The organism is Anaerobacillus sp. QJM3NY_32, from assembly GCF_056173645.1.
On record NZ_CM149684.1, the window covers coordinates 1,043,433 to 1,057,550 of the forward strand.

Sequence of the window (14,118 nt, forward strand, 5' to 3'; positions counted from 1 at the left end):
CTCTTTTTTAATGAATTTCACAGGCAATTGTCTGCAAATCCGTCGTAACATCGTCATATAGAGCGATTTTTTTTGAGATTCTTTTTAAATATTTTTGTTGCAGCTTCACTTCTTCTGCAACTTTTTGCTGATGATCGTGAAGAAGCTTTCTTCTTTCTTCTATCGTTTCCTCCCCTTGATGATAGAGATTTACATACCATTTAATTTCAGCGATAGACATATTCGTTGAGCGAAGAGCTAGGATAAAGTGAATCCATTCAAGGTTTTGATCATTGTATCTTCTTACACCTTTCTGATTTCGTTCAATGAAAGGTAAGATTTTTTCTTTTTCATAGTAGCGAAGGGCTGATGCGGTAATTCCGGTTTTCGATGTTATTTGCTTCATAGAGTAGTGATTATTCATTAGAACCTCCTGTCTCGAGCCAAATCATTTGTGTTAAACCGCACTTTAACCTATAGAGTGTGAAATATCAATTGTACTGATTGATGAATATGATGTATGGAGGTTCTACCAATGGCACAAGAGAAAGTTGTTATCATTACTGGAGCATCCAGTGGAATTGGTGAAGAAACGGCGAAGCTACTATCTGGAAAAGGTGCAAAGCTTGTTCTAGCTGCTCGTCGTGAAGAACGTTTGAAAGAGCTTAAGCAACAAATTGAAACGAGCGGTGGTGAAGCGATCTATCAGGTCACAGACGTGACGTCTTCTGAAGAGATGGAGTCATTAGCCAAATATGCGTATGATACATTTGGTAAGATTGATGTTATTGTGAATAACGCTGGTTTAATGCCACTCTCTCTCCTACACAAGAAAAAGTATGATGAGTGGGACAAAATGATTGATGTAAACATCAAGGGTGTACTTTACGGTATTGGGGCAGTTCTTCCTTATATGAGAGAGAAAAAGGAAGGGCATGTTATTAACATTTCATCCGTGGCTGGTCATGAGATTTCCCCAGGTAGCTCTGTATACAGTGCAACGAAATTTGCTGTAAGAGCTATTACGGAAGGGCTTAGAATGGAAGAGTCCGTTGGAAATAACATTCGAGCAACGATTATTTCTCCAGGGGCAGTTAGCACTGAGCTAACTGAAACGATCACAGATGATGATGTGAAGTCCTCGATCGATGCAGTATATAGCGGTGCGATTAAAGCAGACAGCATTGCACGTACGATTGTGTTTGCAATTGAAGAGCCTGCTGAAGTAGCGATCAATGAAATCCTAGTTCGTCCTACTAATCAAGAGTGGTAAGGAAAGAAGGAGAAGCTGAATGTGGCTTCTCCTTTTTCCTTGCATTTTTTTAACTTGTGCCGTTACAATGGATAACTGAGACTGAAATAAAATGTTTGGTCTTTTAAAGCACGACTTTTACAGCAAACTCATAAATAACTCATCTCGGTGATGTGGTGCACAACTTGTATCTTCATACTCATGCTTAAATCACCAGGTTGAGCAATTTGATATACTGACAACCAAACTCAAAGAGAAACAAACATATATGTAAGGTAGCAATGATCTGGACAATTAGCATCAGACATAAGCCGAAAAGGAGAGCGACTCCTTTTCGGCTTTTTTTATGCCTTAAAAACGAAGAGATGGTCAGTTTTGTGGAAGTCATTTTGAGCCAACATCATGTAAAAGCGTATTTGCAAGATTACTAAAATGGGCTAACAAAGCCCGAAATTAATGGAGGTTATACATGTTTACGTTAAGCGACATCCCGATGTTTTTTGTGAATTTCTTTATTATTTTGCCAATCGTTACATTGGTCCACGAAGCTGGTCACGTACTAGTAGCGAGAATCTTTGGTGGGAGAATTAAATTTTGTATCGGAACTGGTAAGAAATTATTTGATATAGGGCCTCTAGAGGTTAGGAAGAAATATTTTATGGAAGGCTGGTGTCAATACGATAAGTTAACTTACAACCAAACATGGGCACACGTAGCCATTTATCTTGGTGGTAGCCTCTTTAACGTTTTACTCATACTGATTATTAATTATCTCATTCTCATAGAAGTGCTACCGAAAGCTCTCGTATTTAGACAGTTTGTTTACTTTTCTTTCTATTTTGTCTTTTTCTCTTTAATGCCTTATAAAAACGATGATGGAAAACCAAGTGATGGCATGGCGATCTACGATGTTATTCGCTACGGAAAAGCAGAAGATCCAATTGATTAAATGATGGGGTATTGACAGCGTTCGACAAGAAGCGGGAGGTGACAGGCACCAGCTAACCAGCTACTTCTCTTCATAGAACGTAATCCGGTTTAAGAAAGGGTCGGTGACGGTCATTTCGATTGTTTTCCAGGGAGTGTGTTTCATGCCAGGGTTGGCATAGGCGTATTCTTTCTGAGTAAGGGTGTGATGATAGTCTTCGACGTTGGTTAATTTCACCCTTATTGAACTTCCTGGAGAAGCATCTCCATGGTGTTCTGTAAGGTGAATAAGGGCGTCATGGAAGGAAACCTGAATGTATTCGGGCATATTATCTTCGTATCGATGCCTCCAATCAACGTTGAAGCCGAGGAAATCTCGATAAAAGTCAGTGGCCTTTTCAGTATCAAAGATTCGGAAAATCGGTGTAATCATAAGTAGAAAGAACCTGCCTTTCTTCGTAGTTTACAACATATTCCATTATCTAAATAAGGTTATCCACTAAAGTAACTGAGTGGGATGTCTAACCTTATTCTTATCATATAACGAATGAGGAACTATAAAAAGGGGATGTCAAAAAAAGGGTGAAGAAGTTATGAAAGCCTCCCTGTTGGGCAATCTTCAAATTTCTAACGAAAAGATAGTGATCGGTGCATAAATAAAGAGCCCGGCGAGTGTACACACCGGGCTCTGAAAGGTAGCTATTAACCTACTGCTTCTTCTTTTTTAGATTCCTCTTCATCTTCTTCCTCATCTTCGATCCAGGCATCTGCATCCTTGATGCCAAGCTTAGTTGGGTTGAAGACTGGGTTTTTACCTTGCTTGCGCTGATTTTCATAGTCTTTCAATACTTTGAATGCAATCTTACCTAGTAACCCGATTGCAATTAAGTTAATGACTGTCATCAATGCCATGAATAAATCGGCCATTTTCCAAACAAGACTTAAGCTAGAAACGGAACCAATAAGCACAAATGCCATCGTTGCGAGACGGAAAATAAATAGCGCAGGCTTGCTTTCTTTAATAAACTCAATGTTAGTTTCACCATAGTAGTAAGAGCCGATGATTGAGCTGAAAGCAAATAGAAAGATAGCTACTGAAATAAAGATGCCTGACCAACCGCCAACGTGGCTGTTTAGTGAGTTCTGAAGCAATTCAATACCCGTTACATCACCCGTTTGGAAAACAGGGGCAAGTAAAATGATAAACGCTGTTGAGGAACAAACTAAGATTGTATCGACAAATACACCTAATGATTGAATCAAACCTTGTTTAGCCGGGTGTGAAGTCGTTGACGTAGCCGCTGCGTTCGGGGCACTACCCATACCAGCTTCGTTCGAGAATAGTCCTCGTTTCACACCGTTCATAATGGCTGCACCAATGGCCCCACCTAATGCTTGTTCAAATCCGAATGCACTCTTAACAATTAAAGCAATAACAGACGGTAATTCAGCTACATTCATAATGAGAACAATCATCGCAATAACAATGTAAAGAATCGCCATAACAGGAACAATCACACTAGATAAATTCGCAATGCGGTGAACGCCGCCGAAGATCACAAGACCCGTAATCGCTGTAATGATTAATCCGATCACAAGACGATTTACACCAAAGGCATTCTCAAATGCTAGTGAAATCGTGTTACTTTGTACTGAATTGAAGATTAATCCGAAAGTAATCGCGATTAGAACGGCAAAGATAATGCCAAGCCATCTTGCTTTAAGGCCCTTTTCGATATAGTAAGCAGGTCCACCGCGAAACGCGTTTTTCCCTTTCACTTTATAAACCTGAGCGAGTGTGCTTTCAATAAAGGCAGTCGCACCACCTAGAAGTGCCACAATCCACATCCAGAAAACAGCACCAGGACCACCGAGCGTAATGGCCACTGCCACACCTGCTAAGTTACCTGTTCCAATACGCGTTGCTGCACCGACGCAAAATGACTTAAAAGGGGAGATGTTTTTGGACTCATCTTTGTAATCAGGTTTTTCACCTAATACGCGGAACATTTCTCCGAAAAATCGAAATTGAACAAATCGTGAAGCAACTGTAAAATAAATTCCGATTCCTAGTAATCCTGCAATTAATACATAACTCCATAGAATGTTATTTGAAAAATCAATAATACCGGATAGAAATTCAGCCATAGTTGTGTCGCTCCTCTAGTTGTTTGTTATTTTCTGAAAATTCAAATCTATTTTTAATTATACAGTAAATCGACAAATTATCAATAAATTCCGACAAATTACAACATTTATACAATATGTAGTAATCGTTACCAGTAACTTGGCTTGAAGGGGAAGTCTCCTTATTTATTAGGTTTATTAAAAGTACACAAAAATCCCGTTAAGAAGCCACCTGAATTATTTCTAGTGGTTCTTAACGGATGATCCATTAGGCTTACTCATCCATGTTCACTTCATAAGCTGCCCGCAGGCCAGATTCGATGGCGCCTTCCATCCAACCGTGAAAAGAGGATGTGTGCTCTCCGGCAAAATGGAGCTTTCCCTCAGGCTGCTTAATAATGTCACCGAGGTTGTTTTCTTGACCGGGGGTAAAAAGGGTGAAGCACCCAGCAGAGTAAGGGTTTTGACTCCAATTAAAAGGAACGACTTTGATGAATTCTGTGTACACTTCGTCGCCGTATATTTTGGCGAGGTCCTTTAGCAAGATACGCGTCAGTTCTTCATGCGGTAAACTTCCCCACAGAACAGCATCTTCTCCCCAGGAATAGCTTGCTAATAAGACAGCAGGTCCTTTTGAACCAATCCCTTCACTCGGCACATAACTAAATCTTGTCGGTAAATCCGCTATAGCATTTCCAACGTTGTTTTTCTCCCAAAAGCGATGACGAAATTCAATTCCAATTTTCACTGCAGGAACATTGACGAGTTCACGTATAGCCTGCCATTTTTTAAAGGAGACGGAGTTGTAGGGAACAATGTCAATAAATTGAAGAACGGAAAAAGGAACGGTAACGATAGCGAGATCGCCTTTCACCCGGTACCGTTCATTCGTTTCTGGATTGAGTGTTGTAACAGTAACGCCTCGCTTTGATTGTTTGATCTTAATTACTTTTTGATTAAGGTAGATTTGATTTTGTAACTCGTTTGCGAATGAGTAAGGTAGGCGATCATTGCCACCATCAATTTGAAAGAACTGAATTTCTTTACTGAAAATCGGATAGATGATGTCCGTTAGAATATCTGTGAAAGAAAACTCTGGAAAGCCTTCAATCCCAAGCATCACACCAATGTAACGAATGGCGTTAAGTGATAATGGCTTACCTAGTGGATTGTACTGCAGAAATTCACCCATTGAATATTCTCCGTATTCCGCTACGAGCTTTTCTTGCTCTTCAGGTGTACTTTGCTTGTAAAGGTCGATGAAGGGCTTTGTTGCTTCAAGAAACAGAGCAGCAGCTGTCTTTCCTTTCTCGCTTTCTTCTACAGGAAACCTGAGAATATCGGGATTTTTTTCGTATTCCGCTCGCGTTGTTAGCACATTGTTCATGAAAATTAAGTCTTCTGGTGTGGCATTAATAAATGAATGAGTAGGGAGCTGAAAACGTCGGATGTATTCATGTGCAAGAGCATGATTATCTGGAATTCTCATTGCACCGGCGTCCATGTATTGTCCCGGTGTAAAGGGTTCTCGTAATGTATAAACCCTTCCCCCAATGCGATCATTCCCTTCTAAAATGGTCACATGATGTCCTTGTCTCTGTAGCAATGAACCTGCGACTAATCCGGACAGTCCAGCTCCAATTATGATGACGTGTTTTGGACTGCTTTTTCCCGGTAGACCATGTTGAATGAGAGACAGCAAGTCTTCTGGGTAGCGTAATGAAGAGAACGGTTGATCCATACTTTAGCCAAGCCTCCTCTTGAATGCTATGAATCCCTCTAATATTTTCCTTTCTTAATGTATGTGATAGAAAAATAGGTTATGAAAAATAGGGCATTCGTTGAAAGAATTAGGTGGATTGCGGCAAGACTGATCACTAAGAAGCACCGTTTACTGGGCGTTTACATAGACTACGGAATAGAGCGTTAAGGGTTATTTGAAGGAGGAACGGAATTATGAGGAAAGATCATTCGAAGCCTCGCACCTCTCTTTTTACAAAACGGTGTAAAAAGCCGAATTTTCTTATATTAATGGTGGATGAGCAACGCTATCCCTCTATTTATGAAAATGAGGATATAAAGAAGTGGAGCAAGGAAAATCTGTTGGTGCAAGAGTTGCTGCGAGAAAATGGATTCGAATTTAAAAATCACTACGCTGGAAGTACGGCTTGTTCACCAAGTAGAACGACATTATATACAGGACAGTATCCTTCTCTTCACGGAGTCACGCAAACGAGTGGTGCAGCAAAGACGCCGTTTGATCCAGATATGTTTTGGCTCGATCCAAATACTGTTCCAACAATGGGAGACTATTTGCGTAAAGCGGGATACCGTACGTACTGGAAAGGGAAATGGCACGCTTCTGAAGTGGATATTATTATTCCGGGGACAAACAATGCCCTACCAAGCTATACTTCTACGGGCGTGCCTGATAAAGAAAATGTTCAGGAGTACCTTGAAGCAAGTCGGTTAGATGGATTTGGCTTTAACGGATGGATTGGACCTGAACCACATGGTGCGAATCCTCGTAATTCCGGTTCATCGGCTGCCATCGGGGTCAGCGGACGAGACGTAGTGTATGCTGCTGAAGTGGTGGACTTAATTCAGTGCCTTGAGCAGGAAGAAAAAGAGGAAACGCCTCCGTGGATGATCATGAGCTCGTTCATTAATCCACATGATATTGCTCTCTTTGGCGTGATCGCTGAGCAACTTCCTCTTTATAACTTTGAAATCGATCCCTCTGTTCCGTTCATCCCTAAAGCTCCTACATCTTTAGAATCTCTTCACACAAAACCTCGTGCACAAAGGAGCTATCGCGACGTGTATCCTAAAGCCTTACAGCCTTTGATCGATACGCCTTTTTATAGAAAGCTCTATTATTCCCTACAGAAACAGGCAGATAACGAGATGATGAAAGTTTTTCAAGCGTTGAAAAAATCGATATTCTATGAAGATACGATTGTTCTATTCCTTTCAGACCACGGCGATCTCCTTGGCGCGCACGGAGAACTTTATCAAAAATGGTATAACATGTATGAGGAATCGATTCATGTTCCACTGATTATTCATAGTCCGTCTCTTTTCTCAGGTAAAGAGAGCACAACGATGCTAACGAGTCACGTGGACGTTCTGCCAACTATGTTAGGGCTTGCGGGAATCGATGAGGAAGAGGTTCAAGAGATGCTAAGTCTTGATCATACAGAAGTTCACCCTCTTGTTGGAAGAGACCTCACCCCATTATTGTCAGGTAGGAAACGATTTTATCGTGCTAATGAACCACTATACTTTATGACGGATGATGACGTGACGAGGGGTCCGAATCAAGTGACCGTAACTGGTGAGTCTTATGAGTCCGTTATTCAACCGAATCATATTGAAGCCGTTATTACTACGCTTCCTACTGGAAGCGATAAAAAGAAGGAAATCTGGAAATATGGAAGGTATTATGATAATCCGCAGTTTTGGAGTAACCCTGGAGTCTCGGACGTTACGGTCACTCAATCCGACCCTGTTCCACCAAATGCAGATGAACAGTTTTCGGAGTGCATCACGACAACGAAAACAACGCCGGTGCCAGATGAATTCGAATTGTATAACTTAACACTTGACCCGCTAGAGGAGAAAAACCTCGCTCACCCTGACTTTGAAACACCGGAATCAAAAGAAGTACAGAAAATCTTAAATCTCGTATTAGAAGAACAATGTCGCCAAAAACGCCTCTCCCCGTCGAGTGGAGCAGTACCGGGGATGCCGCCATGTGAGTTCACTTAAGAAAGAGCTTTAATGTTGCTATGTACTAGAAAACGAAGGAGGAAGAGCAAATGCTCTTCCTCCTTCGACATGAAACGCCAAATAACGGGTGGTGACAGGCACCCTCCACTTCTAAAATGCGTTTAACGTGATTTTCTCGATGAGAAGATTTAAAATTACATTTACGGGTAAACCAATGAATGGAGTATTGAAAGGAGTTATTTATAATGTCTGTTCAAACAAAAACACTAAACAACAATATTGAAATGCCGGAACTAGGTTACGGCGTATTTAGAGTAGAGGAAGGCCAAGAATTAGTCGAATCAGTGAAGACGGCTATTAAGAAAGGCTACCGCAGCATTGATACAGCAGCGATCTACGGCAACGAGGAAAGTGTAGGTCGCGGTGTGAATCAGGCGATTGAAGAAGGTCTCGTAACAAGAGATGAGCTCTTTATTACTTCGAAAGTATGGAACGACGGGCTATCTTACGATGAAACGATTCAAGCTTATGAAACAAGCCTATCTAAGCTAGGTCTTGAGTATTTAGATCTTTACCTCATTCACTGGCCAGGAGATAACAAATACCAGGAGCCTTGGAAAGCACTTGAGACGCTATACAAAGAAAAGCGTGTTCGTTCAATTGGTGTTAGTAACTTCCACGTGAATCATCTTGAAGATCTTCGTAAAAACTTCGAGATTACACCGGTGATTAACCAAATCGAATTCCACCCTCGTCTGACACAGCTAGAAGTCAGAACGTATTGCGAAGAGCACAACATTCAAGTGGAAGCATGGTCTCCGCTAATGGCTGGTGAGTTGTTAAACAATGAAACAATCTCAGGTATTGCTGAGAAGTACAACAAGTCTGTAGCGCAAGTCATTCTTCGCTGGGATCTGCAACATAACGTGATTACAATTCCAAAATCAATGAACGAGAAGCGCATCGAAGCGAACATCGATCTCTTTGATTTTGAACTCACTTCAGAGGAAATGAAGCAGCTTGATGCATTGAATGACAATGCTCGTAGCGGCCCACACCCTGATGAATTTGATTTTAAAATGTAATAGCGATGATAAAAGAAGGACCGCATTTTTGATGCGGTCCTTTTGTTTGGACGTATTCACAGATTCCTAATAGCATCTTTTAACGAAGCCGGTCCCATTGTGGGGTCGGCTTTTTCTCGTTCTAGAAAATTTTATTTCCTCCCAATGTCCCTTTTTCCACTTTCCAAACGATATATAAGGTGAAAGGAGGTGATCGACATGGCAACATCATCCCTCATGGATACGCAGCTTCGCATGGTTCTTGAAGTAGGCGTTGATGAAAACGGCAAATCCATTTTCCGCAGCAAGAATTTCAACAACGTGAAAACATCCGCTACGCCTGATGCGCTTTTTGCAGTCGCATTGGCACTAGCACCGCTTCAACAGCACAATTTGTTCGCGGTTGAGCGCAATGATTCATCTGATCTTCAATCGTAAGCCGTCACCAATAAAGGTAAGAAAGGAGGGAACCCCAAATGGCTAAAACACTAGAACTTCAATTCAACACGCGTGACAACAAACCGTTTTCCATCACTCTAAGTGATCCAGTCGAGCCCGTAAATCCAGCTGCAATCGCAGCGGCGATGGATACGCTTATTACGCAGAACTGTTTTACAACGAGCGGAGGCGATCTTGTTTCGAAAAAAGGCGCTCGCATCGTTGAACGCAATGAGAACGACATTATCATCGGTTAAGTAATTCAGAGGAAGGGCAATTGTCCTTCCTTTTTAGTAAGTCTATTAAACGAACGAGGAGGGGGAAGGAATGGAGTCCTGGATGTCTCTTATTAGCGATGTAGGCTTTCCCGTTGTGGTGACGCTTTATTTGCTGCACCGCATTGAACAGAAGCTCGATACACTCAACGATACGATTCTGCAGCTGCCAGATCACTTAAACGCTCGAAGTTCGAATCAACAGACAGGGTGATGTATTGCACAGGAGAGAAGGTGAATGCCTCTCTCCCATTTTTCCTATTACATAATGGCGCGACCCAACTCCATACAGAACAGCGGCTTCCCAATCTCTTTTTAAAATCCAGGGATGGTGAGGTTTCTTAAAGTGCGCCGCTGATCAGAACGTGGAACGCCTACCACACGTTCGAAAACAAAACTTGTCAGGTGAGCTGATGCCGATGCAGAAAATTCAGCGTTCTCAAAGATACACAGTTCCCGGTTTCTGTGGTGAGAAGCTATGGCGCGAACGGCCTTTAACGGTTCGGGTAGGTAACCAGGCGTACTACGGTACGGTAGCAGCGCGAAGATGACGCACATTGGGCTGGTTTAATGTGTAGAAAGCGCGCTGTTGAAGAAATTCAAGCGTTCAAATCGGGTGATACGGTGGAAACCTCAGAAGGTCTCAGTATACTTCAGTAGTAATGAGCGGCTACTTTTACAGCGCTGATGCTTCTTGTCGGCGCTGTAAAGGTAGTCATTCTCTGTCCAATGTTTCCTATCTGATCTAGTGCCTTCAGTGGTTGAAGAGCCTAAAAGATATGAAAGATAAATAGAGAAGAAAGGTGATAGGGAAGCAGGGGGAAGCGGATCAGAGTTTGACGTTAGGTGAAAAAAGAAAATGGCTACCTCTTATTTTGATAGCGGTGTATTAGTCGGTAATATTCATCAGCTGAAGTTCATTGCACTTATTTAGCATCAATTGGGAAGTATCATGGGCCAGGACGGGAATATCTTCATATAGATAGTGGGTTATGTACACATTGTGTTTATCATGGAGGTGTTTTCCGTAATTACCTATATTAATGAATGGTACATTTTAGAGTGTCTATATGTTTCATCTGTTTCGAGGGACGATTAAAACCTTACACTTGAGAGCAAAGGGATGGAAGAAGATTTTAGAGCAAACACATTATCAGTAATTCTAGTAGTTGTATCCAGGTTTTCCTGAATGACTTCTTACAAAAGTAGTTCTCGTTTGAGTATGATATTTACTTGAAAGTAGTTTGGAGGAAAGTTAGGAGGGGCAATGAAAATATGGATATAACCTTAAATAATGAAAGAAAGATCCCTTCTTTCGGAGGGATCTCTTTTCATTTCAGTACACTCGACAAAATCTATAACCATTAGAGTGGTTTTGGGTGGTGACAGGCACTATTCTCAAGGAGTTTAAATTGTTGTAATAATGGTTGCTGTAGCACCATCTTGTAATGCTTCTCCGCTACTATGTGTTACTCTTACTGATAAAAGATCACATTGATTAATTGATAAATTACCAATTGCGGTAGCACAGCAATTAGGTGTATTTGCATTATTTGGTCCCATAACTGTTGCGATTATTCCAGTAGGGGTAGAAGTGAATCCACAATCAGAACTTTTATAAATTTCAGCTGTTACACTTTCATTTGCAGTTAATATCTCATCACGAATACTAAAGACTAATCCAGTGATAAGACCGCTAAATGGAACGACTACAGTTGTTTCTTCAAAGTTAAGATCAGCTGTCCCAACTCCAATAAAGTGTCCGCTCGGTACTGTTTCTGCAGCTAAATAAATCGTGTTTAAGCTAGGCCCTGTAGGTCCAGGAGGTCCAGGAGGTCCAGGAGGCCCAGGAGGCCCAGGAGGACAGATGCATTTGCAACAGTGACACTTTCTACATTTACAATGTTTTTTATATGTTGAGCTCCCTTTGCATTCATGATTACAAATAAGGGAACAACATTTCGGGCATCTTATGCTATCTATTTTTAATCACCTCTTTCATTCATAGATGAAATAGTATATGAGTTTTTAGAGGGAAATGATATAAAGACAAGCTAAATTGGGGGGAGTCATTCTAATTATTTTGCTTCATTTTCTGGAAATTGAGTGAACCTTTGATATGAAAAAATGAATGATGATCCTCTTAATAAATGTCGGTGTTAAGTTTTTGTTAAGAAAAACCGTTCTTTTTTCCACTGGAAAATATCGGGTGATTTCTATCTATTGGCCCCCGCGAAGTGTCGAACCCATGTGATAGATTAGGAGATGTGTTAAAAATACTTCTCAGGGGGAACACGTATGGAACGTAAAGGACTTGTAGCATTGACGCTTGCATTATCAATCGCTATCGTACCAGGATTCGGGGAAACAAGTGCAAAAACAGCAGAGCTAGATTCACAGGGGTCAGAGGTTACGATCGGTCATGAACTTCCCAAAGCCAAAACAAAAGGGAAAGAGAAGTTTGATCGTCCAGCTGAAGTGGAGAGTTCTTCAGTAGCGGATGTTTTGGATGAAAAAGGTAAGAAAATAGGAGAAAAGAAAATCAAGAAAAATGCGGATGAAAAAGCAGACAAACTAGCAGACAAACAAAACAAAAAGAATACTAAAAAACAGGTTAATGAAGAAGGCGAATTGTGTATTCTATTATGCGGTAACGGAGGATCAACTGGAGGTTCAGGCGGAACCACAACACCAACTGCAACTGGCGCTAGCGTAGTGACCGTATTGATTGCTGCGGATGAAGAGTATCGTGCTGCACATAGCGACTGGCAAACGCTCACGCAAAACATTGTTGAGAACGCGGATAATGGGTTTACACGTGATCATAACATTGATTTTGAGATCAAAGCTCTTGGTGAGTGGACTTCTGAAGGGGCAAATGCATCTGAAATTCTTCAGGACATGGACAAGGACTGGAATGGAAATGGATACGACTTTGTAGTGGGCTTCACGAGAGATGCTAATTTCAACTCAGGCGGTATTGCTTATGTTTATCCGAACTCTCCTTATGGTAGTGCAGTATCAGTTAACCTCGATCAGGGCGCAACGAATACATGGCACGCGGCTCAGCACGAATTCTCTCATAACTATGGACTAAGTCACGATGCTCAAGGCAGTGGGATTAAATGCATTATGAACTATGACTATTCTTATAGTGTTGATTATTGGGACGAAGATCATGATAAGTTAATAGAAGCACATAAAGGTTGGTATGGAAATTAATACATATCAGTAGCAATAGGTGAGAGCGCTCAAACGATTCGTTTGAGCGCTCTTTTCATTTAAAAGGCGTAGATTAGCCGAATTATCAGGTGGTGACAGGCACTATTTAAGAAACTGATCCACCTTCTTACGTAACTCTTCTGCGATTTCTATGTTTGTGCTGTAATAAAATGTGTTCCGCTTATCCCTGACGTGAATATTCAATAATCCAGCCCCTCTTAAAATGGAAAGATGATGATGGATATTCCCTTTCGCCATGCCAAATTCCGAAACGATATTGGTGAAAGTAGTGGGTTCGTGAGATAAAAATTTCATTATCTTTAATCGTTTTTCATCCCCGAGCGCTTTCGTTAAACGAAGAACTTCAGTTAGTTCATCTTTCGCATCTTTAATAGGATAAGTGATGTATAGCGTATCTTTCAAATGATCGATAAACGACATAGGTTGAAGGTGAATCGCAGGAATCAAACAAACGCTTTTCACACTAGGCGTTTCAATGATGTAACGACTAGCTTCCAAAATAACATCCTCTTGCGATTGATTCTTAAGCTTATGTTCCTTCTCTTTTGCGTCACGATTTAATCGATCAGAAATATCGCAATCTAGGAGTTGAAAATATTGCTCATTCCAGGCTTTTAACAACGTGAGTGATCGGTCTCTTTGTGATGCTAGATCAGAAGGAAGTGTTCGATCAACGTCTAATAAAGGAGCAATTCGTTCAAAGAGCTCACCGCCAGATAGATTCCCTAACCATTCAAAGAAGAGGTCGATTTTGTCTTTGTATCGTGATTGTTCAATTAATAAAACTAATAAGTCTTCAAAGAACATGTTCTCTTTTGAAGCAATCAAATAATGTAACTCAGGGGAAATGAACAATTCAATATCCTTAGGCCACTTTGCGCCAAGATCTAAATATTTCATTAACGTTTGCCTTTTATATAATGAAATGCTTAATAAGAGTTCATAAACAGGTGAAGAAAGTGTTCTAACTTGCAGTGTCATAGGTGCCCCTCCATATCTTTCTTTTTTTCATATCTTACCATACGATGTTCTTAATTAGAATAATCAAAATATTAATTATCTATTCATTGACTTAATATAG

The 14,118-nt window shown here is 40.9% G+C and carries 13 protein-coding genes; 8 read left to right on the plus strand and 5 right to left on the minus strand.

The genetic code is table 11. The features are described 5' to 3' along the window. Positions 1-7: 7 nt before the first annotated feature. Complete coding sequence (locus tag AC0VYH_RS05620; RefSeq protein WP_430244587.1) at positions 8-403, minus strand: MerR family transcriptional regulator; 396 nt, start codon at positions 401-403, stop codon at positions 8-10. A gap of 111 nt (positions 404-514) precedes the next feature. Here AC0VYH_RS05620 and AC0VYH_RS05625 point away from each other — a divergent pair, with 111 nt between their 5' ends. Together AC0VYH_RS05625 and AC0VYH_RS05630 are read left to right on the plus strand one after the other, a co-directional pair. Further along, positions 515-1,252: an SDR family oxidoreductase gene (locus AC0VYH_RS05625; RefSeq protein WP_475366809.1), complete on the plus strand. Its 738-nt coding sequence runs from the start codon at positions 515-517 to the stop codon at positions 1,250-1,252. Between the two features lie 448 nt (positions 1,253-1,700). Further along, positions 1,701-2,180, plus strand: coding sequence for a site-2 protease family protein (locus AC0VYH_RS05630; RefSeq protein WP_475366810.1), 480 nt, complete (start codon positions 1,701-1,703; stop codon positions 2,178-2,180). Positions 2,181-2,240: 60 nt separating this feature from the next. Here the strand turns inward: AC0VYH_RS05630 and AC0VYH_RS05635 are convergent, their stop codons facing one another. The 3 genes from AC0VYH_RS05635 to AC0VYH_RS05645 all read right to left on the minus strand — a co-directional run bounded on the left by AC0VYH_RS05635 (position 2,241) and on the right by AC0VYH_RS05645 (position 6,026). Next, entirely contained in the window at positions 2,241-2,591 is a 351-nt protein-coding gene (locus AC0VYH_RS05635; RefSeq protein ID WP_430244579.1) for a glyoxalase superfamily protein, read from the minus strand. Between the two features lie 269 nt (positions 2,592-2,860). Further along, positions 2,861-4,306: an alanine/glycine:cation symporter family protein gene (locus tag AC0VYH_RS05640; RefSeq protein WP_475373417.1), complete on the minus strand. Its 1,446-nt coding sequence runs from the start codon at positions 4,304-4,306 to the stop codon at positions 2,861-2,863. A 253-nt stretch (positions 4,307-4,559) separates the two neighbouring features. Continuing rightward, on the minus strand, positions 4,560-6,026 hold the full coding sequence (locus AC0VYH_RS05645; RefSeq protein WP_475366812.1) for a flavin monoamine oxidase family protein: 1,467 nt from the start codon (positions 6,024-6,026) through the stop codon (positions 4,560-4,562). A gap of 215 nt (positions 6,027-6,241) precedes the next feature. Here AC0VYH_RS05645 and AC0VYH_RS05650 point away from each other — a divergent pair, with 215 nt between their 5' ends. From AC0VYH_RS05650 to AC0VYH_RS05675, 6 genes are all read left to right on the plus strand, one after another. Then, positions 6,242-8,056 (plus strand): sulfatase-like hydrolase/transferase, encoded by a 1,815-nt coding sequence (locus AC0VYH_RS05650; RefSeq protein ID WP_475373418.1) that lies wholly within the window; start codon positions 6,242-6,244, stop codon positions 8,054-8,056. A 206-nt stretch (positions 8,057-8,262) separates the two neighbouring features. Continuing rightward, positions 8,263-9,102 carry an aldo/keto reductase gene (locus AC0VYH_RS05655; protein WP_430244567.1) on the plus strand — a complete coding sequence of 280 codons (840 nt, stop codon included), beginning with the start codon at positions 8,263-8,265 and terminating at the stop codon, positions 9,100-9,102. A 198-nt stretch (positions 9,103-9,300) separates the two neighbouring features. Next, positions 9,301-9,519 carry a DUF1659 domain-containing protein gene (locus tag AC0VYH_RS05660; RefSeq protein ID WP_194220615.1) on the plus strand — a complete coding sequence of 73 codons (219 nt, stop codon included), beginning with the start codon at positions 9,301-9,303 and terminating at the stop codon, positions 9,517-9,519. 38 nt (positions 9,520-9,557) lie between these two features. Next, on the plus strand, positions 9,558-9,776 hold the full coding sequence (locus AC0VYH_RS05665) for a DUF2922 domain-containing protein (RefSeq protein ID WP_194220616.1): 219 nt from the start codon (positions 9,558-9,560) through the stop codon (positions 9,774-9,776). Positions 9,777-9,846: 70 nt separating this feature from the next. Further along, positions 9,847-10,008 carry a YvrJ family protein gene (locus tag AC0VYH_RS05670; protein ID WP_226616646.1) on the plus strand — a complete coding sequence of 54 codons (162 nt, stop codon included), beginning with the start codon at positions 9,847-9,849 and terminating at the stop codon, positions 10,006-10,008. A 2,084-nt stretch (positions 10,009-12,092) separates the two neighbouring features. Further along, complete coding sequence (locus tag AC0VYH_RS05675; protein ID WP_475373419.1) at positions 12,093-13,016, plus strand: zinc-dependent metalloprotease; 924 nt, start codon at positions 12,093-12,095, stop codon at positions 13,014-13,016. 102 nt (positions 13,017-13,118) lie between these two features. Here AC0VYH_RS05675 and AC0VYH_RS05680 read toward each other — a convergent pair whose 3' ends face one another. Continuing rightward, the gene (locus AC0VYH_RS05680) at positions 13,119-14,018 is read right to left on the minus strand and encodes an ArsR/SmtB family transcription factor (RefSeq protein ID WP_430244560.1); all 900 of its coding nucleotides are present in this window, start codon (positions 14,016-14,018) and stop codon (positions 13,119-13,121) included. Positions 14,019-14,118 lie beyond the last annotated feature (100 nt).